Annotated in this window: 25 protein-coding genes; 11 read left to right on the top strand and 14 right to left on the bottom strand. The window is 67.1% G+C overall.

The features are described from left to right. Positions 1-11: 11 nt before the first annotated feature. Positions 12-884 (bottom strand): tryptophan 2,3-dioxygenase, encoded by an 873-nt coding sequence (locus ACTJI2_RS12105; RefSeq protein WP_183639218.1) that lies wholly within the window; start codon positions 882-884, stop codon positions 12-14. 247 nt (positions 885-1131) lie between these two features. Between ACTJI2_RS12105 and ACTJI2_RS12100 the strand changes: the two genes are divergently transcribed. The 7 genes from ACTJI2_RS12100 to ACTJI2_RS12070 all read left to right on the top strand — a co-directional run bounded on the left by ACTJI2_RS12100 (position 1132) and on the right by ACTJI2_RS12070 (position 9395). Next, positions 1132-4332, top strand: coding sequence for a lamin tail domain-containing protein (locus ACTJI2_RS12100; RefSeq protein ID WP_440842237.1), 3201 nt, complete (start codon positions 1132-1134; stop codon positions 4330-4332). Positions 4333-4666: 334 nt separating this feature from the next. Then, complete coding sequence (gene pdhA / locus ACTJI2_RS12095; RefSeq protein ID WP_141455536.1) at positions 4667-5743, top strand: pyruvate dehydrogenase (acetyl-transferring) E1 component subunit alpha; 1077 nt, start codon at positions 4667-4669, stop codon at positions 5741-5743. An 8-nt stretch (positions 5744-5751) separates the two neighbouring features. After that, positions 5752-6783 carry an alpha-ketoacid dehydrogenase subunit beta gene (locus ACTJI2_RS12090; protein ID WP_440842287.1) on the top strand — a complete coding sequence of 344 codons (1032 nt, stop codon included), beginning with the start codon at positions 5752-5754 and terminating at the stop codon, positions 6781-6783. Beyond that, a complete protein-coding gene (locus ACTJI2_RS12085) occupies positions 6783-7151 on the top strand; it encodes an SH3 domain-containing protein (RefSeq protein ID WP_183639222.1) in 369 nt (122 codons plus the stop codon). Before ACTJI2_RS12090 ends, ACTJI2_RS12085 begins: the two co-directional genes overlap by 1 nt. After that, on the top strand, positions 7148-8512 hold the full coding sequence (locus ACTJI2_RS12080; RefSeq protein ID WP_318287767.1) for a dihydrolipoamide acetyltransferase family protein: 1365 nt from the start codon (positions 7148-7150) through the stop codon (positions 8510-8512). The genes ACTJI2_RS12085 and ACTJI2_RS12080 overlap by 4 nt, the downstream gene beginning before the upstream one ends. Before the next feature lie 68 nt (positions 8513-8580). Further along, a complete protein-coding gene (locus ACTJI2_RS12075) occupies positions 8581-8964 on the top strand; it encodes a VOC family protein (protein WP_183639225.1) in 384 nt (127 codons plus the stop codon). 47 nt (positions 8965-9011) lie between these two features. Next, positions 9012-9395: a VOC family protein gene (locus ACTJI2_RS12070; protein ID WP_203323127.1), complete on the top strand. Its 384-nt coding sequence runs from the start codon at positions 9012-9014 to the stop codon at positions 9393-9395. On the opposite strand, the gene ACTJI2_RS12065 is transcribed toward ACTJI2_RS12070, so the two are convergent. The 3 genes from ACTJI2_RS12065 to ACTJI2_RS12055 all read right to left on the bottom strand — a co-directional run bounded on the left by ACTJI2_RS12065 (position 9396) and on the right by ACTJI2_RS12055 (position 12119). After that, entirely contained in the window at positions 9396-10325 is a 930-nt protein-coding gene (locus ACTJI2_RS12065) for an MBL fold metallo-hydrolase (RefSeq protein WP_440842234.1), read from the bottom strand. It abuts the gene before it with no gap. Between the two features lie 197 nt (positions 10326-10522). Further along, positions 10523-10822, bottom strand: a complete 300-nt coding sequence (locus ACTJI2_RS12060; protein ID WP_183639230.1) for a hypothetical protein — start codon at positions 10820-10822, stop codon at positions 10523-10525. A gap of 1 nt (position 10823) precedes the next feature. Next, the gene (locus tag ACTJI2_RS12055; protein ID WP_318287770.1) at positions 10824-12119 is read right to left on the bottom strand and encodes a tryptophan--tRNA ligase; all 1296 of its coding nucleotides are present in this window, start codon (positions 12117-12119) and stop codon (positions 10824-10826) included. A 104-nt stretch (positions 12120-12223) separates the two neighbouring features. Between ACTJI2_RS12055 and ACTJI2_RS12050 the strand changes: the two genes are divergently transcribed. After that, a complete protein-coding gene (locus ACTJI2_RS12050; protein ID WP_318287771.1) occupies positions 12224-13045 on the top strand; it encodes a hypothetical protein in 822 nt (273 codons plus the stop codon). A 75-nt stretch (positions 13046-13120) separates the two neighbouring features. Here ACTJI2_RS12050 and ACTJI2_RS12045 read toward each other — a convergent pair whose 3' ends face one another. The 10 genes from ACTJI2_RS12045 to ACTJI2_RS12000 form a co-directional block, all read right to left on the bottom strand. Beyond that, entirely contained in the window at positions 13121-13336 is a 216-nt protein-coding gene (locus tag ACTJI2_RS12045) for a CsbD family protein (RefSeq protein WP_141455527.1), read from the bottom strand. A 245-nt stretch (positions 13337-13581) separates the two neighbouring features. Next, entirely contained in the window at positions 13582-13716 is a 135-nt protein-coding gene (locus ACTJI2_RS12040; RefSeq protein WP_141455526.1) for an entericidin A/B family lipoprotein, read from the bottom strand. Positions 13717-13910: 194 nt separating this feature from the next. Then, the gene (locus tag ACTJI2_RS12035) at positions 13911-14063 is read right to left on the bottom strand and encodes an entericidin A/B family lipoprotein (RefSeq protein WP_141455525.1); all 153 of its coding nucleotides are present in this window, start codon (positions 14061-14063) and stop codon (positions 13911-13913) included. Positions 14064-14219: 156 nt separating this feature from the next. After that, positions 14220-15143: an arginase gene (gene rocF, locus ACTJI2_RS12030; RefSeq protein WP_183639239.1), complete on the bottom strand. Its 924-nt coding sequence runs from the start codon at positions 15141-15143 to the stop codon at positions 14220-14222. A 95-nt stretch (positions 15144-15238) separates the two neighbouring features. Further along, complete coding sequence (locus tag ACTJI2_RS12025; protein WP_440842233.1) at positions 15239-16216, bottom strand: DUF2268 domain-containing putative Zn-dependent protease; 978 nt, start codon at positions 16214-16216, stop codon at positions 15239-15241. A 188-nt stretch (positions 16217-16404) separates the two neighbouring features. Further along, positions 16405-17190 carry a prolyl oligopeptidase family serine peptidase gene (locus ACTJI2_RS12020; RefSeq protein WP_440842232.1) on the bottom strand — a complete coding sequence of 262 codons (786 nt, stop codon included), beginning with the start codon at positions 17188-17190 and terminating at the stop codon, positions 16405-16407. Positions 17191-17193: 3 nt separating this feature from the next. Continuing rightward, positions 17194-18015 (bottom strand): ethanolamine ammonia-lyase subunit EutC, encoded by an 822-nt coding sequence (eutC, locus tag ACTJI2_RS12015; RefSeq protein WP_440842231.1) that lies wholly within the window; start codon positions 18013-18015, stop codon positions 17194-17196. 8 nt (positions 18016-18023) lie between these two features. Beyond that, positions 18024-19427, bottom strand: a complete 1404-nt coding sequence (locus tag ACTJI2_RS12010; RefSeq protein ID WP_440842230.1) for an ethanolamine ammonia-lyase subunit EutB — start codon at positions 19425-19427, stop codon at positions 18024-18026. Beyond that, positions 19424-20113, bottom strand: a complete 690-nt coding sequence (locus ACTJI2_RS12005; RefSeq protein ID WP_440842229.1) for an RraA family protein — start codon at positions 20111-20113, stop codon at positions 19424-19426. The genes ACTJI2_RS12010 and ACTJI2_RS12005 overlap by 4 nt, the downstream gene beginning before the upstream one ends. Before the next feature lie 59 nt (positions 20114-20172). Continuing rightward, on the bottom strand, positions 20173-20949 hold the full coding sequence (locus ACTJI2_RS12000; protein ID WP_440842228.1) for an HpcH/HpaI aldolase family protein: 777 nt from the start codon (positions 20947-20949) through the stop codon (positions 20173-20175). A 681-nt stretch (positions 20950-21630) separates the two neighbouring features. On the opposite strand from ACTJI2_RS12000, the gene ACTJI2_RS11995 reads away from it, so the two are divergent. From ACTJI2_RS11995 to ACTJI2_RS11985, 3 genes are all read left to right on the top strand, one after another. Beyond that, positions 21631-22413, top strand: a complete 783-nt coding sequence (locus tag ACTJI2_RS11995) for an autoinducer binding domain-containing protein (RefSeq protein ID WP_440842226.1) — start codon at positions 21631-21633, stop codon at positions 22411-22413. Between the two features lie 197 nt (positions 22414-22610). After that, complete coding sequence (locus ACTJI2_RS11990) at positions 22611-23534, top strand: proline iminopeptidase-family hydrolase (protein WP_440842225.1); 924 nt, start codon at positions 22611-22613, stop codon at positions 23532-23534. After that, complete coding sequence (locus ACTJI2_RS11985; protein WP_440842224.1) at positions 23531-24385, top strand: carbon-nitrogen hydrolase family protein; 855 nt, start codon at positions 23531-23533, stop codon at positions 24383-24385. Before ACTJI2_RS11990 ends, ACTJI2_RS11985 begins: the two co-directional genes overlap by 4 nt. Positions 24386-24631 lie beyond the last annotated feature (246 nt).

Here is a 24631-nt window from a genome sequence, read left to right as displayed (position 1 = left end):
GCCCGGGAGGCTCAGGGCGACGCCGGTCGGTCGCCGTCGATGGAGGTCCGGACCTCGAACAGTTCCGGGAAGAACGACAGTTCCAGCGCCTGCTTGAGGAAGCCCACGCCGCTGGAACCGCCGGTGCCGCGCTTGAAGCCGATGATGCGCATCACCGTGCGCATGTGGCGGAAGCGCCAGAGCTGGAACTGCGATTCCAGATCCACCAGGTCCTCGCACAGCGAGTACTCGCGCCAGTAGCGGTCGGTGTCCTCGTAGATGCGCTCGAACACCGGCAGCAGCGCCGAATCCGACACGTGCGGCTGGCGCCAGTCGCGTTCGCGATGCTCCTGCGGCACCGCGTGGCCGAAACGCGCCAGGTAGCGCAGGAACTCGTCGTACAGGCTGGGCGCCTCCAGCATCCGCTGGAGCTGCGCCTGTCCTTCGGGATCATGGGCGAACACCTTGAGCATCGCGGCGTTCTTGTTGCCCAGCAGGAACTCGATGGTGCGGTACTGCAGCGACTGGAAGCCGGACGACGGCCCCAGCAGATCGCGGAATCCCATGTACTCGGAAGGCGTCAGCGTTTCCAGCACCGACCATTGCTCGGTCAACTGGCGCAGCACCTGCTTGGCGCGCGCGAGCACCTTGCGGGTCTGCCACACCTCGTCGCGCTGCAGGTGCACGGTGGCCGCGCGCAGCTCGTGGATCATCAGCTTCATCCACAGCTCGGAGACCTGGTGCTGGATGATGAACAGCAGCTCGTCGTGATGGGCCGGATCCGAGACCGGCTGCTGTGCCGCCAGCAAACGATCCAGGCGCAGGTAGCCGCCGTAGGTCAGCCGGCCTTCCAGGTCGGTGTGGATGCCGGCTTCCAGGGCGCGTTCGTTCTTTTCTACGGACATCCGTCGACAGGCGGGGCAAGGCTGCGGGTGCAGCGGGGTCGCCAGCGTAACCGATACCGCCGACCGCGCCCTCCCCGGCCGGCGGTCGCCTGCAAAAACCGGGACTTATGTCATCGCCATGCAATGCACGGGCCGGAGGCTTCCGCTACATTGCGCCAACCGGAGCCGGCCACGGCAGCATCGGGCAGCGGCGCACGCATTCACGGTCAGGGAGAGTCTGTTGATGGGCATGCCTCGAAACCGCCGCATGGCGGTCTTGCTGTTTTCGGTCGCCACCCTGCTGCTTGCCGCCACGGCGCAGGCGCAGGTGGTGGTCAGCCAGGTCTACGGTGGTGGCGGCAACAGCGGCGCCACGCTGAAGAACGATTTCATCGAACTGCGCAACAACGGCGCCAGCGCGGTGAGCCTGGACGGATGGAGCGTGCAGTACGCCTCCTCCACCGGTACCACCTGGAGCCGCACCAACCTCGCCGGCAGCATCGCCCCGGGCGGCTACTACCTGATCCAGCAGGCGCAGGGCAACGGCGGCACCGTCGATCTGCCGACGCCTGACGCGACCGGCACGCTCACCCTGTCCGGCACCGCCGGCAAGATCGCACTGAGCCGCAGTACCGCCACGCTGTCCGGCGGATGTCCGCTCACCGACGCCAACCTGGTCGACTTCGTCGGTTTCGGCAGTGCGGCCAACTGCTTCGAGGGCGCCGCCCCGACCGGCACGTTGAGCAACACCAGCGCGGCGCTGCGCAATGGCGAAGGCAGCATCGACACCCAGAACAACGGCGCCGACTTCAGCGTCGGCACGCCCAATCCGCGCAACAGCGGCGCGGCCCCGCCGGATCCGCCGGTGGCCCGTACCATTCCGCAGATCCAGGGCAACGGACTGATTTCGCCGTATGTGGAGAAGCGGGTCATCACCGAAGGCGTGGTCACCGCACTCAAGTTCAACAACGGCTTCTTCCTGCAGGCCGCCAACGACGATGGCGATCCGGCCACGTCCGAAGGGCTGTTCGTGTTCACCGGCAGCGCGCCGCCGGCGAGCGTCGCGGTCGGCAACCGCGTGCGCGTGACCGGCACCGTGGCCGAATTCGTGCCTCCCTCCAATCCACACCAGCTGACCATCACCCAGATCACCGGCCCGACCGTGGAGATGCTGGAAGCCGGCGTGGCGTTGCCGGCGCCGGTCGAACTGGCGGCCGCCGATCTGGCACCCGCCGCCCTGCCCGGCACGCTGGAACGCCTCGAAGGCATGCGCGTGAGCGTGGCCCGCGCGGTGGTGGTGGCGCCCTCGGGGGGCAGCATCGACGAGAACGACGCCACCGCCAGCAGCGACGGCGTGTTCCACGTGACCCTGCCCGAGGTCGCGCGTCCGTTCCGCGAACCCGGCATCGGCGTCATGGACATCATCCCGATTCCCGGCGACAAGCATCCGCCGCGCTTCGACACCAACCAGGAACGCCTGATGGTGCGCAGCCGTGGGCAGGTCAACGCGCAACCGCTGTCGGTCGACACCGGCGCCGAGGTCACCGGGCTGTCCGGCGTGCTCGACTACTTCTCCGGCACCTGGGCGCTGCTGCCGGATCCGGCCACGCCGCCGACGGCCGGCGCCGGCATGGCGCCGCGCGCGGTTCCGGATGCGCGCTACGACGAGGCGACCATCGGCAGCTTCAACCTGCTGCGCCTGTTTGACGAGGTGGCCGACGGCAACGGCGCGGTCACCCTGACGCCGGCCGCGCTGGACAAGCGCCTGGCCAAGGCGGCGCTGGCGATCTGCGACTTCCTGAAGACGCCGGACATCCTCGGCGTGGTGGAAGTGGAGAACACCCGCGTGCTGCAGTTGCTGTCCGAGCGCATTGACGCCACCTGCGCCAGCCGCCCGGGCTATGTTCCCTATCTGCAACCGGGCAACGACGTCGGCGGCATCAACGTCGGCTTCCTGGTCAGTTCCCGCGCCACCGCCGGCGGCGCGCCGCGGGTGGAAGTGCTGGAAGTGGCCCAGTTCGGCAAGAACACCCCGCTGGCCAATCCCGACGGCAGCACCAGCCTGCTCAACGATCGCCCGCCGCTGCGGCTGCGCGCGCGGATCCACCAGGACGGTGCGGCCGGCTATCCGGTCACCGTGATCGTCAACCACCTGCGTTCGCTCAACGACATGGACGACACCGCGCCGGGCAGCAACGGCTGGCCGACCGGTGGCGATCGCGTGCGGGCCAAGCGCGCCGCGCAAGCCGCCTACCTGGGCGGACTGGTGCAGCAGATGCAACAGGCCGATCCGAACGAGAAGATCGTGCTGGTCGGCGACTTCAACGCGTTCGAGTTCAACGACGGCTACGTCGACGTGATGGGCATCCTGCGTGGCGACGCGGCGCCGGCCGATCAGGTACTGACCTGGGCCGCCAGCCCGGTGACCACGCCGCTGATCGATGGTTCGCAGCTGATCGCCGATCCCGCGCAGCGCTACTCCTATGTCTTCGGCGGCAACGCGCAGACCCTGGATCACGTGCTGGTCAACGAGGCGCTGGTAATGGGTGCGGACGTGCAGGTGGATCACGCGCGCATCAACGCCGATTTCGGCGTGGACAACTTCGGCGACGCCAGCGTGGCGCTGCGCTCTTCGGATCACGATCCGGTGCGCCTGGCCATCCGCGTGCCGGGCTTCGCCCGCGCTGATCTGTCGGCGACGGTGAGCGCGGATCGCGCCAGCGCGGCGGTCGGCGATACCGTGTCCTACACCGCCACCGTCCGCAACGCCGGTCCAGGCGTGGCGGCGCCGGCCGCGGTCGCCTTCGTGTTCGCCGCGGACGTGGCACCGGTGCTGGGCGCCATCGCCCCGGGCTGGACCTGCGAAGCGCCGGTGCAATCCGGCGGCAGCACCCGCCTGGCCTGCAACACGCCGTCGCTGGCCAGCGGTGCCGAAGCCGGCTTCAGCCTGCAGGTCGCCGTGCCGGCCAGCGTCGCCGGCGGCGCGCTCGGCCTGGGCGTGTCGGCCAGCTCGCCGGTGCCGGATCCGGCCAATGCCGACAACACCGCGACCGTGGCGGTCACGGTGGCCGCGCTGCCGCAGGCCGACCTGTCGGTACGCTTGCTCGGCGGGGCGGCGACGTTCCGCCGCGGCGCCGTCGCCACCTTGCTGGTGCCGGTGCGCAACGCCGGCCCGGATTCCGCCGAACAGGTGAAGGTGGTGCTGGCCAGCAATGTCGAGGCACGCCACATGGCGGTGGCAGCGCCGCGCGGCTGGTCGTGTGGCCGCGCCGCCGACACCGCCACCGGCTCGGCCGCGCAATGCACGCGCAGCACGCCGATGGCCTCCGGTTCGACGCAGGTGCTGGCGTTCGCGCTGGTGGTGCCGAACCGGCCCAAGCGCGGCACGGTGTTCGCCTTCACCGCGCAGGTGGACAGCGCCACCCCGGACCCGGACACCGGCAACAACCGCGCGCAGCTGATCCGCTGACGCGGCACCGGTGATGGATGAACAAGGGCGCGGCCTGGCCGCGCCCTTGTCGTTTCCGCGCTTGGTTTTCCGCGTGCGCCCGCCCTGTGCACCTTCCCCGCGTGCGCGTCAAGCCGGGGTTTTTCCGCGCAGAATCGCGCTGGTCCAACCTCCGGACAATTCCCGCGCGGGCGCCGCGCTGCCGGCGCCAAGCACCTGACGCGCCAGCGTTTCCCGGTATTTCCGCGCACCGTGCGGATCTGTGTTGTTGCAGCGCAGGAAGGCCGGTCGGCTCCGGTTCCTTAACATTGGATCCTTCAACATTCGCCGCAACATCCGCAGAGTGACACCCGGCATGACCATCGCCGCAAAGTTCGAAATCGAGTTCCTCCAATACCTCGGCCCGGACGGCAAGCTCGTCCGCGACGACCTGCCCGAAGCCGGGCGCGACACCCAGCGCCTGCGCGAGCTGTTCAAGCAGATGTTGTTCGTGCGCACCTTCGACACCAAGGCCATCGCGCTGCAACGTACCGGCAAGCTGGGCACCTACGCCTCCTGCCTGGGCCATGAAGCCACCCACGTCGGCATCGGCGCCTCGATGAAGCCCGAGGACGTGTTCGCCCCCAGCTATCGCGAGTACGGCGCGCAGTTCATGCGTGGCGTGCAGCCGCGCGACGTGCTGATGTACTGGGGCGGCGACGAACGTGGCAACGATTTCAAGATCGCCCGCCACGACTTCGCCTGGAGCGTGCCGATTTCCACCCAGTGCCTGCACGCCGCCGGCGCCGCGCTGGCGTTCAAGCTGCGTGGCCAGCCACATCTGGCGGTCGCCACCTGTGGCGACGGCGGTTCGTCCAAGACCGACTTCTACGCCGCGCTGAATTCGGCCGGCGCCTACGAGCTGCCGCTGATCCTGTGCGTGGTCAACAACGGCTGGGCGATCTCGGTGCCGCGCAAGGCCCAGACCGGTGCGCAGACGCTGGCGCAGAAAGGCCTGGCCGGCGGCCTGCACTGCCTGCAGGTGGACGGCAACGATCTGATCGCCGTGCTGGAAGCGATGCGCCGTGCCGGTGAACGCGCCCGCAAGGGCCAGGGCGGCACCGTGCTGGAATTCGTCACCTATCGCCTGTCCGATCACACCACCGCCGACGACGCCCGCCGCTACCGCGACGACGCCGAAGTGAAGGCGGCCTGGGAACGCGAGCCGATGACCCGCCTGCGTACCTGGCTGGTCGCGCAGGGTGCCTGGAACGAGGCCGAAGAGGCCAAGTGGAAGGAGGAATGCGGCGCGCGCGTGGACGAGGAAGTGAACGCCTATCTCAACACCCCGGTGCAGCCGGTCGAAGCGATGTTCGACTACCTGTACGCGGATCCGCCGCCGGAACTGCTGGCGCAACGGGCCGCCGCGCTCGCCGCGGAGGGCCGCTCATGAGCACCGTGATGGAAAACAACACCACCGCCAAGCACAAGGCGGCCGACACCGTGGCGGCGCCGACCGCGATCACCCTGATCGAAGCCATCACCCAGGCGCTGGCCTGGGAAATCGCGCATGACGACTCGGTCATCGTGCTGGGCGAGGACGTGGGCGTGAACGGCGGCGTGTTCCGCGCCACCGCCGGCCTGCAGCAGCGCTTCGGCGCCGATCGCATCCTCGACACCCCGCTAGACGAAACCACCATCGCCGGCCTCACCGTGGGCTTGGCCGTGCAGGGCATGAAGCCGGTCGCCGAAGCGCAGTTCGATGGCTTCGTCTACCCGATGGTCGATCACATCATCTGCCACGCCGCGCGCATGCGTTACCGCACCCGTGGCCGCCTGCACTGCCCGATGGTGCTGCGCGTGCCGTGGGGCGGCGGCATCCGCGCGCCGGAACACCACAGCGAGGCCAACGAGGCCATCTTCACCAACGTGCCCGGCCTGCGCGTGGTCCTTCCCTCCTCGCCGCAGCGCGCCTACGGCCTGCTGCTGGCGGCGATCCGGGATCCGGATCCGGTCATCTACATGGAGCCCAAGCGCATCTATCGCCAGTACAAGGAAGTGGTCGCCGACGACGGCGAGGCGCTGCCGCTGGACGTGTGCTTCGTGCTGCGCGACGGTACCGACGTCACCCTGGTGACCTGGGGCGCGCAGGTGAAGGAAGCGCTGGAAGCCGCCGACCAGCTGGCCGCCGAGGGCATCAGCGCCGAGGTCATCGACGTGGCCACGCTGCGTCCGCTGGACTTCGACACCATCGCCGAGTCGGTGTCCAAGACCGGCCGCTGCGTGATCGTGCACGAAGCCCCGCGCACCGCCGGCTTCGGCGCCGAGATCGCCGCGCGCCTGGCCGAGCATTCGATGTACGACCTGCTCTCGCCGGTCGAGCGCGTCACCGGCTACGACACCCACATTCCGCTGTTCCGCCTGGAGATGAAGTACCTGCCCAGCGTCGACAAGATCGTCGCCGCGGCCAAGCGCACCCTGGCCAACGGCTGATGAAGCGCGCGCGCGTCATCGCGACGCACCGCGCGCCGGATCGCCCGGCCATCCGGATCGCCGCCGGCGATCCGGTGACGCTGGGCGAACGCGACACCGACTGGCCGCAGTTCGTCTGGACCAGCCTGGCCAGCGGACTGGGCGGCTGGATTCCGGTCGCGCTGTTCGACGCCGAACATGGCGCGGCCACCGCGACGGACGAATACGACACGCGCGAACTGGATGCGGAGAAGGGCGAGATCCTGACCCTGCACCACGAGATGGCGGACTGGTGGTGGGCCGAGAACGCACTCGGCCGCACCGGCTGGATTCCGGCGCGCAACCTGGAACCTTTCCAAGCAACACCTGCACAAGAGAAATCCGAATGAGCGACAGCAAGACCTTCAATCTTCCCGATCTGGGCGAAGGCCTGCCCGACGCCACCATCGTCGAGTGGTTCGTCAAGGAAGGCGACGTGATCCGGCTCGACGAGCCGCTGGTCTCGATGGAAACCGCCAAGGCGGTCGTGGAAGTGCCGTCGCCGGTCTCCGGCAAGGTGCTGAAGCTGGCCGGCGGCGCGGGCGACGTGGTGGTCACCGGCAGCATGCTGGCGGTGTTCCAGCCCGATCCCAACCTGCCGCAGCGCGCGGAAGGCCAGGACACCGGCCACCACCACGGCCCGGCCAAGGCGCATGCGCCCGAACCCGCTCCGGCGGCGGCCGCGCCCGCGCCTGCACCCGCCGCCCCCGAAACCGAGCGCGACGACGCCGGCACCGTGGTCGGCGCGATGCAGACCTCCAACGCCGTGCACACCGAGCAGGCGGTCGCGGTCGGCGGCGTCAAGGCGATGCCGGCGGTGCGCGCGATGGCCAAGAAGCTGGGCGTCGACCTGGCCCGCGTGCGCGCGACCGGCGCCGATGGCGCGGTGACCATGGCCGACGTCAAGCAGGCCGCCGCCGACGGGTCGGCCCGGGCCGGCGCGGCGCCCGCCGCACCGGTTCGCGCCGCCGTGGCCGAAGCCACCCCGGCGCCGGCTCCCGCCGTCGCGCAGCGCACCACGCTGTCCGCCTCCGGCAAGCCGATGCGCACCCAGCCTCCGGGCGTGGCGGTCACCGGCCAGCCGGAACAGCTCAAGGGCGTGCGCCGCAACATGGCGCGGGTGATGGCCGACGCGCACGCCAAGGTCGTACCGACCACGCTCAGCGACGACGCCGACGTGCATGCCTGGACGCCGGGCAACGACGTCACCGTGCGCCTGATCCGCGCCATTGTCCGCGCCTGCAAGGCGGTGCCGGCGATGAACGCCTGGTTCGATGGCGACAAGCTCACCCGCACCCTGCATCCGCAGGTGGACGTGGGCATCGCGGTGGACACCGACGACGGCCTGTTCGTGCCGGCCCTGCGAAATGCCGACATCCTCGATGCACGCGGCGTGCGCGAAGGCATCAACCGCCTGCGCGCGCAGGTCGAGGATCGCAGCATCCCGGCTTCCGAGCTGAGCGGCTACACGATCTCGCTGTCCAATTTCGGCATGTTCGCCGGCCGCTACGCCACGCCGGTGGTAGTGCCGCCGTGCGTGGCGATCGTCGCCGCCGGCCGCGCCCGCCACCAGGTCACGCCGGTGATGGGCGGCTTCGAGTCGCACAAGATCATCCCGCTGTCGGTCACCTTCGATCACCGCGCCTGCACCGGCGGCGAAGCCGCGCGCTTCCTCAAGGCGCTGATCGACGATCTGGCATTGCCGGCGTAAGCCGGTCCCCACCCGCCGCCGGACACGGCGGCGGGTCGCGTTTCCTCCCACGTCGCGGAGAACGGAACATGGCCCATCGCAGTCGGCTGGCTGGCTTCATCATCGATTGCCAGACCCACGATCACGAAACCGCCGCGCAGTTCTGGAGCCAGGCGCTGGGCCTGCCGCGCGGCGAGACCTACCAGGATGGCGAAGCCCATTACGCCGAGCTGGAAGGCGCGCCGGGCGGCCTGCACGTCGAAGTGCAACAGGTGGCGCACGCCTCGCGCGTGCACCTGGACATCGAGGCCGACGACGTGGATGCCGAAGCCGACCGACTGGAGAAACTGGGTGCCAAGCGCATCGGTTTCGTCAAACGCTGGTGGCTGATGGAAGCGCCGACCGGGCAACGTTTCTGCGTGGTGCGCATGCGCCATCCCGAGCGCGGCGTCGAGCCGAACCATTGGGATTGACGCCTCCCGCCAGCGGACGTTCAAACCATCCTTTCCGGAGCATCGACATGGCCCACCACAGCCGCCTCGCCGGATTCATCATTGATTGCCAGACCGACGACCTGGGCGCCGCCTCCTCGTTCTGGAGCCGCGCCCTCGGCCTGCCGGTGGTCAGCGCCGATGATGGCGGCGTTGGCCTGTACGACCGGCTGAAGGACGCCGCCGGCGGACTGCACGTGGAGGTGCAGAAGGTCGATCACCCTTCCCGCGTGCATCTGGATATCGAAGCCGACGATCTGGAAGCCGAGGCCACGCGCCTGGAACAGCTCGGCGCGCGCCGGATCCGCTTCGTCCACGACCGCTGGTGGGTGATGGAAGCCCCGACCGGGCAGCGCTTCTGCATCGTGCCGATGGGTGAAGGCGAACGCGAGGGCGTGAACCGCTGGGATTGATCAGCGGCGATCCCGATCCAGCCAGCAGGCCAGGCCCTGCGCGTTGAGTTCGATATCCATCTCCAGCACCTGCGTCACGCCGGCATCGTCCAGCGGGCACCGCAGCGCGCGGGCGCGTTCCTGGTACAGCGCGGTCAATCCGGCGACCATGGCGCGGTGCCTGTCCGGCTTGCCGTCGCATTGCCGGGCCAACACGCACATCGCATCGATCTGTTCGAACAGCTCCGCCGCCAGCCGGTCCGGTTCCTCAACCCGGCCATAGTGGGTGAGGTACATCGCCCGCGGCCGGTACGCGAGCAATCGCGCGATCGAGATCTTCAGCGCCTCGGGCTCGAATTGCACCGGTGAGGAGGTCGGCAGGATGAACGGTCCGTGCGGACCGTCCATCTCGCGATACGACAGACCGAAGGTGTCGCCGGTGAACCAACTGCGGCTGCGTTCGTCCCACACGCAGTAATGGTGGCGCGCATGCCCGGGCGTGTCGATGCACTGCAGGCGGCGTCCGGCCAGTTCCAGCGCATGGCCGTCCTCGGCGACGACCACGCGTTCCTCCGGCACCGGCCGGATGGAACCGTAGCTGCGCGCCATCTCCGCTTCTCCGTAGACGGCGGTGGCGCCGGCAATCAGTTTGGCCGGATCGATCAGGTGGGGGGCGGCTCGCGGATGCGCGACCAGGCGCGCATGCGGCAGGTGCGCCATCAACTCGCCCGCGCCGCCGGCGTGATCCAGATGCGCGTGGGTGACCAGCACCCAATCGATGTCCTCCGCCGCCAAGCCCGTCTTTCGTGCCGTCTCCAGCAAACGCGGGACCGCGTGGTTGGTGCCGGTATCGATGAATGCGCCACGTCCCTGTTCGACAATCAGGTAGGCGGCATCGAAATGATCCCGCTGGAACGCGGTATCGATGGTGTGGATGCCAATGGTGTCCATACGCTTGTGGGGTAACGCTAGGATGGAACCGATTCTACCGGCGTCCCGGCGCCGCCACGATGCATCTTTGGTCGCAGAAGCACATCACATGCCTCACTGTGGGAGCGACGTGAGTCGCGAATCGGAAGCACTTCTTTTCGCAACTCACGTCGCTTCCACCATCAGCCGGACGGACCGGACGCTTCCACCCGGCGCGCTCAGCCGCGCTCCAGCCACCACGACCGCAACAGCACCGCCACGGTCAGCACGAACAGGAAACCGCCGTAGCCGACCAGGGTCGCCAGCACCTGCTTCCAGATCGCGCCGGTGCCGATATCGGCCAAGCCCAGCGCGTAGCCCCAATACATGCCCAGCATGCTGAGTACGAACGCCACCGCCAGGCTGGCCGTGTCGAATGCCTTGCGCCGGCCGCTGCGCGGTTGCCGGGGAAACAGCCAGAACAGCGTGCCCAGCAGCGCGAACCACGGCAAGAACAGCACCATCGCCAGGAACGGCATCTCAGGCCTCGGCGTCGCGCAACTGCTTCAATGCTGCCAGCACCTCCGCGGCGGGAACCTGCAGCACGATCTCGGTGGTTTCCAGTTGATCCGCGCGCTCGGCCTGCTTCAGCACGGCGATGATCTGGCCGGCATCCTTGGGCGCGTCGAAGCCATTGCTCTGGATCAGCAACTGGCCTTCGGCGTCGGTGAACTTGAAATAGAACCGCGCGTCCTTGTCGCGATACTGCTTGAACTGCGGCAATGCGGCCTTGGCCGCGGCCGCCTTCGCTGGCGCCGCCGGCTGCTCGGCCAGGTTGCGCAGGCCAACCGCGTGGCGCAATTCCGCCAGCAAGGGGATGGCGTACTTCGTGCGCAGGCGCTGCGCGCCGTCGCGCAGGATCGCTTCGATCTCCTCGGGCCGTGCCATCAGCGCCAGGTACTTGTCGCGCAGCGGGCTGATTTCCGCGTCGATGCGCTCGAACAGTTTCTGCTTGGCGTCGCCCCAGCCGATGCCATCGGCGAAGGCCCGGGCGAACGCGGCAGTTTCCTCCGCGCTGGCGAAGGCCTGGTACAACTGGAACAGCGCCGAACCCTCGGTGTCCTTGGCCTCGCCCGGTCCACGCGAATCGGTGAGGATCGAGAACACCAGCTTCTTCAGCTCCTCGCGCGGCACGAACAGCGGAATGGTGTTGTTGTAGCTCTTGCTCATCTTGCGCCCGTCCAGGCCGGGCAGCGTGGCGACGTTGTCGTCGATGAGCACTTCCGGCAGCGCGAAATACTCCTTGCCGTAGACGTGATTGAAACGCTGGCCGAAATCGCGCGCCATCTCGATGTGCTGGATCTGATCGCGCCCCACCGGTACCTGGTTGGCGTTGAAGATCAGGATGTCGGCGGCCATCAGCACCGGGTACATGAATAGTCCGGCGGAGACGCCTGCGTCATCGTCCTCGCCGTCGGCGCGGTTCTTGTCCACCGCCGCCTTGTAGGCATGCGCGCGGTTGAGAATGCCCTTGCCCGCCACGCAGGTCAGGAACCAGGTCAGCTCGGTGATCTCGGGAATGTCGCTCTGCCGGTAGAACCACACCTTGTCCGGATCCAGCCCCGCCGCCAGCCAGGTGGCGGCGATTTCCAAGGTCGAACGCTGGGTGCGCGCCGGATCCTGCGCCTTGATCAGGCTGTGCAGGTCGGCCAGGAAATAGAAGCTCTCCACGCCCGGGTTGCGGCTGGCCGCCACGGCGGGGCGGACCGCGCCGACGTAGTTGCCCAGGTGGGGGGTGCCGGAGGTGGTGATGCCGGTCAGGACTCGGGTGGTCATTGCGTCTTTCTGAAGTCTGAACACGGCCAGTTTAACCGCTGGCGGCGCAAACCCCATCCGCGACGGCGACGCGTTGACACGCACGTCCCTTCCGGAGAACCGCCATGTTCCGCGCCTGCCTGCTCCTGATTGCCTCGTTGTTCCCGCTGGCCGCCTGCTCCCGCGCCGAGGCCGGGCCGCTGGTGGACATGACGGTCATCGACCGCGACACCGGCCAATGGCTGCCCAGCTATCCGCATCGCGGCGATAGTTGGGTGGCCGGCCAGCCCGGCCACCGCTACGCCGTACGCCTGACCAATACCACCGGCGAGCGCGTGCTGGTGGTGCTGTCGGTGGACGGCGTCAACGCGGTCACCGGCGAAACCGCCGCGCCCTCGCAGGCCGGCTACGTGCTGGATCCCTGGGAGACCGCCGAGATCGCCGGCTGGCGGAAGTCGCTGGAGGATGTCGCCCAGTTCGTGTTCACCGATCATGGCGACAGCTATGCCACGCGGACCGGACGTCCGCGCAATATCGGGGTGATCGGTGTCGCGGCGTTCCGCGAAGCACGGCCCTACTACTCGCCGCGCTATCCGGTCCACCCGACGCCGGCGCCCTACCCGCCTTATGCCGGTTCCCGCGCGCAATCGGAAAGCGCCGACGCGAAGGCCGCCGCACCGACCGCGGCCGAGTCCGCCGGCGACGCGATGGCCAGCCGCCAGCGCATCGGCACCGGGCACGGCGAACGCGAATGGGCGCCGGTGGGTTCCACCGACTTCGTGCGCGCCCGGCGCACGCCCGACCAGGTCAGCCAGATCCGATACGACGAACCGCGCCGGCTGGTGGCCCTGGGCATCCTGCCGCCGCCCTACCGTCCGTCCTATCGCGAACGCGCGCCGCAGGCGTTCCCAAATGGTTTCGTCGCCGACCCGCCGCGCTGGCGCTGAACGCCGGAGCCATCGGACGCCACTAAGAAACGGGCCGCTCGCGCGGCCCGTCGTCGTACCGGTTGTCCGGCCGAATCAGTGCTTCATGTCCGAGCGCAGGCTGCGCTCGAATGCCTTCACTTCATCGTGGGCCCGCTCGCGGCCCCAGCCGTAGCGTTCCTGCAGGCGTCCTTCCAGGTATTCGGCATTGCCTTCGGCAATCTGGAAGTCGTCGTCGGTCAGATCGCCCCATTTGGCCTGGATGCGGCCCTTCAGCTGTTTCCAGTTACCGGCGATGATGTCCTGGTTCATGGGATTTCCTCTTGGTCTCGCGGCGGGGAACACCGCGCGACCAGCATCGCAACCCGGCCATTCCCGCACGATCAAGGCGGCGTCAACGCCACATTATTTCCGCCGGATTTCCTCCGGAAAACGCGCCGCGAAACTCGGAGGCCCGATTTCCCGACACCCTCCCACAACGGAAAAAGGCCGGCGGATGCCGGCCCTTCCCTTCCCGCCCCCGCCAGCAGTGACTGCCGGCGCACGCGGACCGGCGCTTACTTGCCGGAGGCGTCCTCGACCTTCTCGCCCACTTTCTGCACGTCCTTGCCGAACCCCTTGACGGTGTTGCAGCCGGACAGCGCGGCGATCGAGAACATGGCGATGAACAACAGGGCGACGTAGCGCTTCATGGGAAAAGCTCCTGGTTGATATTGGCTCCCGGGGAGTGGCGGCGGACCTTCCCGCGCCAGCCTTCCCCTGCGGCGGCGAGTCTGATTAAAGCATGCTGCATCGGGGCTGACCAAGGCTCCGGAAAACGAAAGGGCCGGCATGGCCGGCCCTTCCGGAAGGCGCGCCTCGTCGCTGCGCCAAGGGGGTTACGACGTCAGCACTTGCCGTCCTTGCAATCCTGCGCCTTGTCTTCGACCTTCTCGCCGACCTTCTGCACGTCCTTGCCCGCGCCGGCCATGGTGTTGCAGCCGGAAAGGACCGCGGTGGAAAACATCGCCAGCATCAGCAAAGCCATCCAACGTTTCATGCTCGCCTCCTTGGTGAAATGCCTGGTGGAACGATGCTGCATCGGTGCGGCAGGCGACCCTTGCAGCGTGGTTCCACCATGGACAGCCGGCCGTTCACGGCACGTGAAAGCGGCGGGCGGCATTCAGGCATGAATAAGCCTGCGGCCGGCTTCGGTTCAGTCGCGCATCAAGGTGGATTTCCCGAACAGGCTTTCCACCAGATCGACGGTCAGCTTGGCGGTCCGGTTGCGGCGGTCCAGCACCGGATTGAGTTCGACGATGTCCAGGGAGCCCATCCGGCCGGTATCGGCAATCATCTCCATCACCAGCTGCGCCTCGCGGTAGTTCGGCCCCCCCGGTACGGTGGTGCCGACGCCCGGCGCGATGCTGGGATCCAGGAAATCCACGTCGAAACTGACATGCAGGTGGGTATCGGCATCGACGCCTTCCAGCGCCGCTTCCATGGTCCGCTTCATGCCCACTTCGTCGATGTAGCGCATGTCGTAGACATCGACCGCGTGGTCCTTGATCAGCTTCTTTTCTTCCGGATCCACCGAGCGGATGCCGATCTGCCGCACCATCGCCGGCGTGATCGCCGGGCTGTCGCCGCCCAGCCGGGTCAGCGCATCCGGGCCGATGCCGCACAGGCACGCGACCGGCATGCCGTGGATGTTGCCGGAAGGCGTGACTTCGCTGGTGTTGAAATCCGAATGCGCATCGAGCCAGAGCACGCGCAGGCGCTTGCCCTGCTGGCGGCAATGACGGGCGATGGCGGTGATCGATCCGATTGCCAGGCAATGATCACCGCCCATCATGATGGGCAGGCGTCCCTTGCCCAACTCGGCGGCGGTCGCTTCCATCAGCGCATGGTTCCAGGCCACCACTTCGTCCAGGTGGCGATAGCCGCGCACCGGATCGATCCAGGGATTCGCCGGTCCCTGCACGTTGCCGGTGTCGATCACGTCCACCCCGCGCCCGGCCAGCGCCTCGCCGAGACCGGCGATTCGCAGGGCATCCGGCCCCATCCGCGCGCCGCGGTGCCCCGCGCCAATGTCGGTGGGCACGCCTATCAGGGAAACGGGGGGAAACGTACGGGCCATCGGCAACACTCGGTGTTCTGGAAAGATCCGGAAGTCTAGTCCGATTTGCATGACCGGGCTGTGGCGCTGCAGCAGCAGCGGCGAGCCGGCCCTGTTCAATGATCCCCGTCAGGTACCGCCGCACCGCCGGCATAGCCGCTTTCTCGCAGCAACGCGTCCGGATCTTCCAGGGCGAGGATGGCCGCGATGGCCGCGCGCTTGTCGGGCTTCCGCTGGTAGTACGCACCCAGGATCCGGTGCCCAATCCAGTAACCCAGTTCCGCCGGCCAGCCTGCCGGCGGATTGCCGACATTCCACATCCAGCGGGTCGCCGCTTTCACGGCTGCCGCGTCGGGTTCCTGGCCCGGCGTCCAACGCGCCCGCATGATCCGCCGGTCGGTTTGGAATCCACGCCACAGTTCCGTTTCCCGCTCCATCGCCCAGGCATTGTCCGCGCCGGTGAGGTCACCGCCCGTAACCAATGCGGCGAAGAAGTTGGCCGCACCTTCCCGCAATGCCCATACCAGCAGATCGCGCTGGGCGGCGCTGCCTTCCTGCATCGGCGTCTGCAATGAATGGATGGTTTCGTGTGCGAACAGGTGACGCATGGACTTCTGGAAGTCGGCGGGTCCGGTGACGCCTTGGCATGCCACCTCCAGGCCGATCACCTGACTGCGCGCGTCCGCGGTTCCGCCGGAATTGGCTGCGCCGAAGACCGCGGCCACCCGTGGCAACCGGCGCCCGGGAAACAGGCTGCCGTAGGCGAGATATACCGCGCGCAGCTGTGCGTTGCTTTTCTCGACTTCCGGCAGGCAAACCTCGATCGCGTGGCGGTACCGGTCACGGTGGGCCGCGACGGCCCGTGCCAGATTGTCCGCATCGACGATGCGATCCGGGGTAAAAACTTCCACACCGAACCCCGCGCCGGACAGATAGTCCGTCTGCAAACGGGCGGCCGTGGGTGTTCCGCCGGTTTCCTTGAATACCCGTGCAAACCGCCAAGCATCGGTGGTCTCGACTTCGACCAGCAGCGGATCGTCCGTCTGCTCAGATGCGGACCTGGCGAGCGTCGCGGGAGCGGCCAGGCCTAACATCCAGCCGAGGATCAAACCCCGCGGAAGGCACCCGGAACATGTGGAGAAAGAAGACAGGCCATTCCCGGAACCCGAAGATGTGGTCGCCCTGATTCTAGTCATGGGCCGCAGGCGCTCCCGCCGCATCGCAGCAACGGTATCCGTGCAACCGTCATAAGAGATGGCCTGGTACCGAAAGACGGACGTGCTCATGGGGCGGCGGCATCAGATCTTTGTTGCAGCAGCCAGTTCCACAACGTCTCGTCGTTCAAGGCGATCGATTCCACCGCCGCATGATTGGCACCCTCATACACGGTGAGGGTCGTATTGCGCTTCAGGCTCCTGAGTCGCTCGTGCACCAGGGCGGAAACCGACAGCGGGACGACGTCGTCATCGGTTCCATGGAAAAGCCGGTAAGCGGTTTTTTCGCTGGTTCGGTTGAGGTACTGGAGGTTCGCTCCACCGGCGATGGACACAACGGCCGCAAACATGCCCGGAAACTGCTCGGCCATCGCCCAGGCACCGAAGCCGCCGCGGCTGTAGCCAATCAAATAGACACGGTTGCGGTCGATTCTCGGATTGGCCAGTACCTGTTGCAGCACGCTTTCCAGCCTCTCGATCGGATAAAGCAGTTCCTCGCTTGGATTCTGCGGAGAGAAGACAAAGAAAGGGAACTTCCTGCCATGCTCGATCATCTTAGGCAGACCGCTTGCCCTCACCTTGTCGATATCGTTGCCGCCTTCGTTGCCCCCGTGCAGCCAGACGACCAGTGGAACACGCGCTGTGGGCTCGACATGATCATCGGGCGCATACAGCAGGTAATCGAGCTCGCCGTCGATGTAGACGCGGGCCCTGAGCGCCTGTTGGCCGGCCGTCGCCGGCGCGGGAAGCCATGCCAGGAATGCGGCACCGGCAAACAGAACCAACAGGAGGCCTCTGCGGATCATTGGATTTTCCTTCATGGTTCCAGATGGCTTTGCGAGGTAAAGGATCATTGGTCAATCCCCGGAATCCGGGCCCCCGCCGCAGCCGGACAACCTTCGCATGTCGGCGCCGGGTGGTCCAACGGCCAAGCGCGCGGCATCCACATCGCTGTCGTCCTTGAGGGCCACGCCACTGTGGCCGAGCCGGGTGCTTTCGGATATCAGCCACCACAGTTTGCGTGCCGCGATATCGTGGGACAAACCATGCCGATGCACGTTGGAGATGCAGTTGCGGGCGACGTCGGTCAGTCCGGGACGGGGTCCGTGCGTCAGGTAGATGCCCAGGCTGTCGGGGGTGCTCAGGCCGGGTCGTTCCCCGATCAGCACGACTACCGCCCGGGCGCGCAGCAGGAATCCGCACTCATCGCCCAGCGCCACCCGCGCCTGATGGGCGACGACGACCGGCCCGATTTGCCAGTTGGCCGGCACATGCCGCAATAGCTCGGCGCATAACGGGGGCGCATGGCGCTCGACGGCGGTCGCGGACAGTCCGTCGGCAATCACCAGGGCCAGATCGCAATCTTTCCTGGTCGAACCGAGCGTGCGCAGCGCCGCCTCGGACACCGCCGAGAGATGCCGTCCCCGCTCCGGTCGCAGCAGATACTCGGTTCGATCATGCACGAGGGTGGTCGCTTCCACGCAATCCAGGCCAAGACGTTCAATCGCCGCGATGACCGGAGCGGCAGCGAAAGGGGCGTGTACCGCATCCCGGGCACGGGCATGGGCCAGGCCGAAATCCAGCAATTCGCGGGTCGGCAGACTGGTCCCGCTCCGGCCCAGGGCGATGCGCGCGGGACCGAAGCGGCGAAGATCGCGCCAGGGGTCGGCAATATCCATGGGTGCCCTCATGCCCCCGGGCCGGACGGCAGGAAGGCAAGCAGCCGATCCAGTGCCGCCGGCGGGTGCGTCGCCGGCAGCAGCCGGCCGTCGGCGTCGGCCAGTTGCATGCGCTGCAACCACGACTCGAACTCCGGGGCCCGCCCCAGTTTCATCGTCTTGCGCAGGTACAAGGCATCGTGGAAGGAGGTGCTCTGGTACATCAGCATGACGTCGTCGGCGCCGGGCACGCCCATCATGTAAGTCAGTCCCGCCGCGGCCAGCAGCGTCATCAGGGTATCCATGTCGTCCCCGTCCGCTTCCGCATGATTGGTGTAGCAGACGTCGCATCCCATCGGCAGGCCCATCAGCTTTCCGCAGAAATGGTCCTCCAGCCCCGCGCGGATGATCTGCTTGCCGTCGTACAGGTACTCCGGCCCGATGAAGCCCACCACGGTATTGACCAGCAACGGGTCGAACGCGCGCGCAACCGCGTATGCCCTGGCTTCGCAGGTCTGTTGGTCCACGCCGGAATGCGCCCCCGCCGAGAGAGCGCTGCCCTGGCCGGTCTCGAAGTACATGGCGTTCTGGCCGACCGTGCCGCGTCGCAGGGACTGCGCCGCGGCGTGCGCCTCGGCCAGCAGCCCGAGATCGACGCCGAAGCTGGCATTGGCGGCTTGTGTCCCGGCGACCGATTGGAACACCAGATCGACCGGTACGTCCTGTTCCATCATTCGCAGGCTGTTGGTCACGTGGGTCAGCACGCAAGACTGCGTCGGGATGTCCAGACCATGGATGATGCCATCCAGCATGCGCAGCTGATCCGACAACACGGCGAGGTTGTCGCTGGCCGGATTGATGCCGATGACCGCATCGCCCGCGCCATACAGCAAGCCGTCCACGATGGCGGCGGCGATGCCGCGCAGATCATCGGTCGGATGGTTGGGCTGGAGCCTCACGGCGAGCGTTCCCGGCAAGCCGATCGTGTTGCGGAACCGGGTCACCACGGTGCATTTGCGCGCCACCAGGATCAGATCCTGATGACGCATCAGTTTGCTCACCGCGGCCGCCATCTCCGGCGTGATTCCGGGCGCGACAGCGGCCAGTACCCGGCTGTCGGTGGTATCGGCAAGCAACCAGTCGCGGAAGCCTCCCACCGTCAGATGCGAAACCGGGGCGAAGGCGGTCGCATCATGGCGGTCCAGGATCAGTCGCGTGACCTCGTCCTGTTCGTAGGGAATCACCGCCTCCTGCAGGAAGCGCTTCAGGGGCACGTCGGCCAGGCAGAACCGCGCGGCCATGCGCTCGATCTCGGACTCCGCGGTCAATCCCGCCAGTTGATCCCCCGACCGCAACGGACTGGCCTTGGCCAGCAACTCGCGAAGATCGGCGAATTGCCAGGTGGCTCCATCCCACCCATGGCGATACTTCATGACGATCGGTCCGCCGCGAGTGCGGACTGCACGAGCAGGCTGGCTCCGCTGCGTTCGCCCAGAAAATTACCGGCGTGCACCTCCTCCAACAGGCTGGCGGCGATGTCCTGCACTTCCAGCGCATGCCGGCTGACAGCCTCGGCCTCCTGACGCGCCAGCACCAGCACGCCGTCCTCGTCGGCCAGAACGACGTCGCCGGGACTGACCACGACACCGCCGCAGGAGATCGGATGATTGAGGCGCCCGCCCCAGTCGAGCAGGCGTGTGGTCACCGGCGAGGTTCCCCGGCACCAGAGCGGAAACCCGCTGGCACGGATCTCCGCCAAGTCTGTGCAAGGGCCGTCGATGATCGCACCCACGGCGCCGGCGCGTTGCGCGGCCGCGGTGACGATGCCGCCCCAGCACGCGTGGCGATCGTCTCCCAGGCGATCGATCACCAGGACGTCGCCAGGCCGCAGCAGGGACAGTGCGTGGTGCAGGAGAGTCGAATCCGCCCCGGGTATCGACAGCGTGACGGCATTGCCGAGCATCCGCAGGCCCGGCGCCACCGGGCGGATGCCCCTGGACATCAGGCCCCAGGGAACGCCATGGCCGACGGTCGAGGTTTCCACCCGCGCCATCGAGGCCAACAGCGCGGCGGGTAGCGGATCCGGATGGGGAGCGATGCGATATCGGCCGAGTGGCATGGGTTCGTTCCTTTGCAGGGAAGTGCCGGTGTTGGTGGATGGGGACTCGGAAGGCGCGTTCACCCGGACGACTCCTGCACTTGGGCCAGCAGGCCCCGCCGCAGGAACGCCACGTCCGCGCCCACGGTGACGAATCGATAACCACGCTCCACCAGCCGTGCCACGCCGTGGCCAGGCAGGACGGTTCCGCCCAGTGCGAGGCCGCTCTCCAGGCAGCGGCGCTCGCCCTCGTGCCACAGTTCGAGGAACTCCGGGGCATCGTAGCGCCCGGCCAGATTGATGCTGGCCGACAGGTCGAGCGGTCCGAAGAACAGCATGTCCACGCCGCCGACCTTGGCGATTTCTGGAATCGCGGCCACGCCCGTTGCCGACTCGATCATCGCCACGACCAGCGTATTGTCGGCGGCATGCGCCTCGAATGTGGCCGCGTGCTCGCCCCAGCCGGCCGCGCGCGAAACGGTGTAGTGGAGCCCGCGCTTCCCCAAGGGTGGATAACGACAGGCCGCGACGAGTTGCGCCGCCTCCTCGGCGGACTCCACGTTGGGGGCGAGGATGCCCTCGGCGCCGGCGTCCAGCAGCGGCTTGATGAGCGTGCTGGCGGCGCCATCGACCCGGGCCAACATGGTGGTGTCCGAACGCCCCGCCGCGCGCAGCTGGTCCAACGCGCTGCCGGGGTTCGACGGGGTATGCTCGAGATCGATGATCAACGCGTCCAGATTGGCGGAGCACATCACCTCCGTCACCGTGGCGCTGCCCATGAACAGCCAGGCGCCGCGCGCGGCTTGCCTGTTCCTCAACTTGTGCAGGACACGATTTGGCCGCAACGACGGATTCATGGCAGGCGTCCGGATTGTCGTGGAAGAAGGGTGCGGTCATCGCCTTGGCGATGATCGAGGCAGGAGACGGCGGGAGCGTCTTTTGCGGCAGCCACGAAGTGCGCGCCGCGGGCGGGAATGCGCCCGCCGGTAACCCGCGGGACGGCGATGCGCGCGGACGACGGCTGTCCGACCCACGTGCAACCGTGGCTGCCGCAGGTCACCGGAGATGTCCGTCCATGCCGCCGCCACGAACACCGGACCCGCGCCGGAAACTGCGAGGCGGCTTCAGGATGGCCTGCGGGCGACTGCGCGGCCGGCCTCGCCGATCGAGAAGGGGACCTGTTTTGGGGATTGCTGTTGATGGTGGAACTCCGGGGCCGGAAAACGGAAACCGCACGTTCTTCCTGGCACATCAATTCGTCGCCACGGTCACCGGGGACCGGATCAACGCCGCTTGGCAGGGTCGGACTACGCGCTATGATGGCTCCGGGACGCCGCAGCGGCGGCGCTGAACCGGGGATGCGGCGCGGGAGCGGCAATGGTGCTTACGCCGGGTCCAGGGAAGGGTGGCCAGGATGCAGCGAAGAAACAGGGGTAGGCTCGTGTTGATCAGCCCGGCTGACGGAGACGGCTCGGGAGTTTGAATCCGCCAATGCCACATTGAAGGACCTGGTGGAATTGCCATGACAGGGTTTCACCATGCACCAGGTTGAACGATCACCGGCATTGCTTGACCTCGTACCGGTGGCAAGCAACATTCCCGACTGCCTGGATCAGGCACTGTCCATCGCCCGCAGGATTGGCTTCGACGCGGTCATCTACGACTTCGCACCGGTGCCCACCACGCCGGAAGGCGTGCTGATGACACCCAGCGTGGTGGAACCTTGCAACCTGCCGGCGGAAATGCGTGATCTCTGGGTCCGCCAGGGCCTCTACCAGAAGGATCCCGTGCAGGCCTTGGCGCTGAAGGGCTCCTGTCCGTTCTTCTGGTCCTACCACCGGGACGAAGCCTCCGTGTTGCAGTCCAGTCTGGACGAGACTGCGACCGCGGTGTCGACGATCCTGTGCGACTGGCGGTACTCGCGCGGGGTAACCGTGCCCCTGCATATGCCCGGCAACGGATTTGCAACGATGACCGGCCTCTGGCATGACGAGAGCTTCTCGTCGATGCGCGAAATACTGGATCTGTGCGTCATGCAGTTCGCCTATCTGGCGCATGCGGCAAACGACAGGATCTCGGGACTGTTCGGCAGGAACGAACTCACGCCTGTGGGGATAAAGCTCAGTAGCCGTGAGCGCGAGTGCATATCACTTGCGGCCCAGGGGCTTTCAACCAAGCAGATAGCCTGGAAACTCAAGCGTTCCGAATCCACGGTCGTGCTGCACCTGCAGTCGGCGGCCCGCAAGCTGGGGGGGAGGAACCGTGCACAGGCCATCGCCCGCGCCGCGCATTTCGGCTACCTGAGTACCCGATCGGATTGATGTGCCAGTTTTGAAAGATCCCCTGTCGGGCGAGGCCGAATCCGGCAGCAGCCGGCCCCGGGACGCCCATCCAGGACTACACGGCCATGCTAGCCATCCGGGTATGCAATAGAACTGTAATTTTTTGTAGTTGTGGTGGAATTCCGCGGTAGGGACTCTTGTCGCCAACGGGATTTTCCCCGGCGATGAGAGATCCGATGCCTGTTCGTGCAGCGCAATATGAAGGCCATGTGCCCTACCTGGGGCACCAGACATGGTACCGCGTCACCGGGGATCTACAGTCGGGGAAAGCGCCCCTGATTGTCGCCCATGGCGGTCCGGGCTGTACGCACGACTATCTTGAAGCCTTTACCGATCTCGCGGCGGATGGCCGCGCGGTCATCCACTACGATCAGTTGGGAAACGGGCGCTCGACCCACCTGCGCCAGGCCGATCCGGAATTCTGGACGGTTTCCCTGTTCCTGGGGGAAATGGAAAACCTGGTGCGGCATCTCGGCATCCAGGAGCGCTACAACCTGCTGGGACAATCCTGGGGCGGAATGCTGGCGGCGGAACACGCGGTGCTCCGTCCGTCGGGACTCAATGCACTGGTCATCGCCTCCTCCCCCTCGTCGTTTCCACTGTGGGTCAGCGAAGCGAAGCGCCTGCGCGCGGATCTGCCCGCCGACGTGCGCGAAGCGCTGGACCGGCACGAGGCCAGCGGCGATTACGCTCACCCGGAGTACTTGGCAGCGACGGAAGTATTTTACCGCCGCCATGTCTGTCGCCTGCCCGTATGGCCGGACGAGGTGCGGCGCACATTCGCGGCGCTTGAGGACGATCCCACCGTCTACCGCACCATGAATGGCCCGACCGAGTTCCACGTGATCGGAACCCTGCGCGAGTGGGACATCCAGTCGCGTCTGTCCGCCGTGAATGTCCCGACCCTGGTGATATCCGGCCGTTACGACGAGGCAACGCCGGCCTGCGTGGCGGCCTACGTGGAATACATCAAGGGCGCCCGCTGGGTGCTGATGGAGGAATCCGCCCACATGTGCCATGTCGAGGAGCGCGAAAAAACCATGCGGGAAGTCGCATCGTTCCTTGCTCTGCATGACGCCCCGCCCGGAGGGAACGCATGAACCAGACCGTCCGCATCGCCGCCGTCCAGCTTTGCACGGGCGTGGACGTGGCCGTGAACAACCGCAACATCGCCCGGGCGATGACCGAGGCGGCCGTCGCCGGCGCCCGCCTGGTCTGCCTGCCGGAAGCGGCAAACATTCTCCTGCCCGATGTCCATGGCTACCCAGCCGCATGTGTCCCTGAAGCCGAAGACAGCACGCTCCTGCTCTGCCGCACGCTGGCCTCCGAACTCGGCATCTGGGTGCACACGGGTTCGCTGCTGGTCCGCACCGAGGATGATCGCCAGGTCTGGAACCGCAGCCATGTGATCTCGCCGAGCGGCCATGTGGTCGCCCGCTACGACAAGCTGCATACCTTCGACGTCAAGCTGGGTGGCGCGGGTGATTTCCAGGAATCGGCCAGTGTCCGTGCGGGCGAGAATGCACCTGTCTTGGTGGAAATCGCCCCGCTCGGCCTGACCCTGGGCCTGTCGATCTGCTATGACCTGCGTTTCCCGCATCTGTACCGCGCCCTGGCCAAGGCCGGCGCGAACGTGCTGATGGTGCCGGCCTCGTTCTCGATCATCACCGGCCCGCTGCATTGGGAAACCCTGCTGCGCGCACGTGCCATAGAAACGGGAAGTTATGTCGTCGCGCCGGCGCAATGCGGCGAGCGTGCCGGCCTGCGGGTGTTCGGAAACAGTCGTGTCATCGCCCCATTCGGAGAAGTACTGGCGGGCGGCGGGGACGAGCCGGTCATCGTCCTTTCGGATCTGGATCCCGAACTCGTGGAGCGCACGCGCCAGCGCCTGCCCAGCCTCACACAGGACCGACCACTTCCCGAACCGCAGCGCATCCGTGTGCCCGACTGATGCCACGCGGTTTCCGCAAACGACGAACGTTCCTGCTTGCCGATGCAACGACAGTGCCTGGATTCCAGAAACGAGAAGCAAGCGTCGTGAACAGATTTCAAATTCCGAACCAGCGTTATTGAACCTGAACTGTCCTCGATCATGCCGTCCACGAACGTCGGCCACGCAGGGCTTTCCGTCCCACACGAATGCGGCCATTGAACCAGGTCTTTCGAGAATGCCGCGTCCCATCCCAGCCTTCCGCCA

Source organism: Pseudoxanthomonas sp. 22568 (assembly GCF_052044485.1).
Classification (GTDB): Bacteria; Pseudomonadota; Gammaproteobacteria; order Xanthomonadales; family Xanthomonadaceae; genus Pseudoxanthomonas_A; species Pseudoxanthomonas_A beigongshangi.
Note: the sequence above shows the minus strand (reverse complement) of the source record. Positions and strands in the feature narration are given on the sequence as shown.

Coding starts and splice junctions, on each gene's coding strand:
- ACTJI2_RS12105 (WP_183639218.1), bottom strand. CDS start 884: ATGTCCGTAGAAAAGAACGAACGCGCCCTGGAAGCCGGCATCCACACC.
- ACTJI2_RS12100 (WP_440842237.1), top strand. CDS start 1,132: ATGGCGGTCTTGCTGTTTTCGGTCGCCACCCTGCTGCTTGCCGCCACG.
- pdhA (WP_141455536.1), top strand. CDS start 4,667: ATGACCATCGCCGCAAAGTTCGAAATCGAGTTCCTCCAATACCTCGGC.
- ACTJI2_RS12090 (WP_440842287.1), top strand. CDS start 5,752: ATGGAAAACAACACCACCGCCAAGCACAAGGCGGCCGACACCGTGGCG.
- ACTJI2_RS12085 (WP_183639222.1), top strand. CDS start 6,783: ATGAAGCGCGCGCGCGTCATCGCGACGCACCGCGCGCCGGATCGCCCG.
- ACTJI2_RS12080 (WP_318287767.1), top strand. CDS start 7,148: ATGAGCGACAGCAAGACCTTCAATCTTCCCGATCTGGGCGAAGGCCTG.
- ACTJI2_RS12075 (WP_183639225.1), top strand. CDS start 8,581: ATGGCCCATCGCAGTCGGCTGGCTGGCTTCATCATCGATTGCCAGACC.
- ACTJI2_RS12070 (WP_203323127.1), top strand. CDS start 9,012: ATGGCCCACCACAGCCGCCTCGCCGGATTCATCATTGATTGCCAGACC.
- ACTJI2_RS12065 (WP_440842234.1), bottom strand. CDS start 10,325: ATGGACACCATTGGCATCCACACCATCGATACCGCGTTCCAGCGGGAT.
- ACTJI2_RS12060 (WP_183639230.1), bottom strand. CDS start 10,822: ATGCCGTTCCTGGCGATGGTGCTGTTCTTGCCGTGGTTCGCGCTGCTG.
- ACTJI2_RS12055 (WP_318287770.1), bottom strand. CDS start 12,119: ATGACCACCCGAGTCCTGACCGGCATCACCACCTCCGGCACCCCCCAC.
- ACTJI2_RS12050 (WP_318287771.1), top strand. CDS start 12,224: ATGTTCCGCGCCTGCCTGCTCCTGATTGCCTCGTTGTTCCCGCTGGCC.
- ACTJI2_RS12045 (WP_141455527.1), bottom strand. CDS start 13,336: ATGAACCAGGACATCATCGCCGGTAACTGGAAACAGCTGAAGGGCCGC.
- ACTJI2_RS12040 (WP_141455526.1), bottom strand. CDS start 13,716: ATGAAGCGCTACGTCGCCCTGTTGTTCATCGCCATGTTCTCGATCGCC.
- ACTJI2_RS12035 (WP_141455525.1), bottom strand. CDS start 14,063: ATGAAACGTTGGATGGCTTTGCTGATGCTGGCGATGTTTTCCACCGCG.
- rocF (WP_183639239.1), bottom strand. CDS start 15,143: ATGGCCCGTACGTTTCCCCCCGTTTCCCTGATAGGCGTGCCCACCGAC.
- ACTJI2_RS12025 (WP_440842233.1), bottom strand. CDS start 16,216: ATGTTAGGCCTGGCCGCTCCCGCGACGCTCGCCAGGTCCGCATCTGAG.
- ACTJI2_RS12020 (WP_440842232.1), bottom strand. CDS start 17,190: ATGATCCTTTACCTCGCAAAGCCATCTGGAACCATGAAGGAAAATCCA.
- eutC (WP_440842231.1), bottom strand. CDS start 18,015: ATGGATATTGCCGACCCCTGGCGCGATCTTCGCCGCTTCGGTCCCGCG.
- ACTJI2_RS12010 (WP_440842230.1), bottom strand. CDS start 19,427: ATGAAGTATCGCCATGGGTGGGATGGAGCCACCTGGCAATTCGCCGAT.
- ACTJI2_RS12005 (WP_440842229.1), bottom strand. CDS start 20,113: ATGCCACTCGGCCGATATCGCATCGCTCCCCATCCGGATCCGCTACCC.
- ACTJI2_RS12000 (WP_440842228.1), bottom strand. CDS start 20,949: ATGAATCCGTCGTTGCGGCCAAATCGTGTCCTGCACAAGTTGAGGAAC.
- ACTJI2_RS11995 (WP_440842226.1), top strand. CDS start 21,631: ATGCACCAGGTTGAACGATCACCGGCATTGCTTGACCTCGTACCGGTG.
- ACTJI2_RS11990 (WP_440842225.1), top strand. CDS start 22,611: ATGCCTGTTCGTGCAGCGCAATATGAAGGCCATGTGCCCTACCTGGGG.
- ACTJI2_RS11985 (WP_440842224.1), top strand. CDS start 23,531: ATGAACCAGACCGTCCGCATCGCCGCCGTCCAGCTTTGCACGGGCGTG.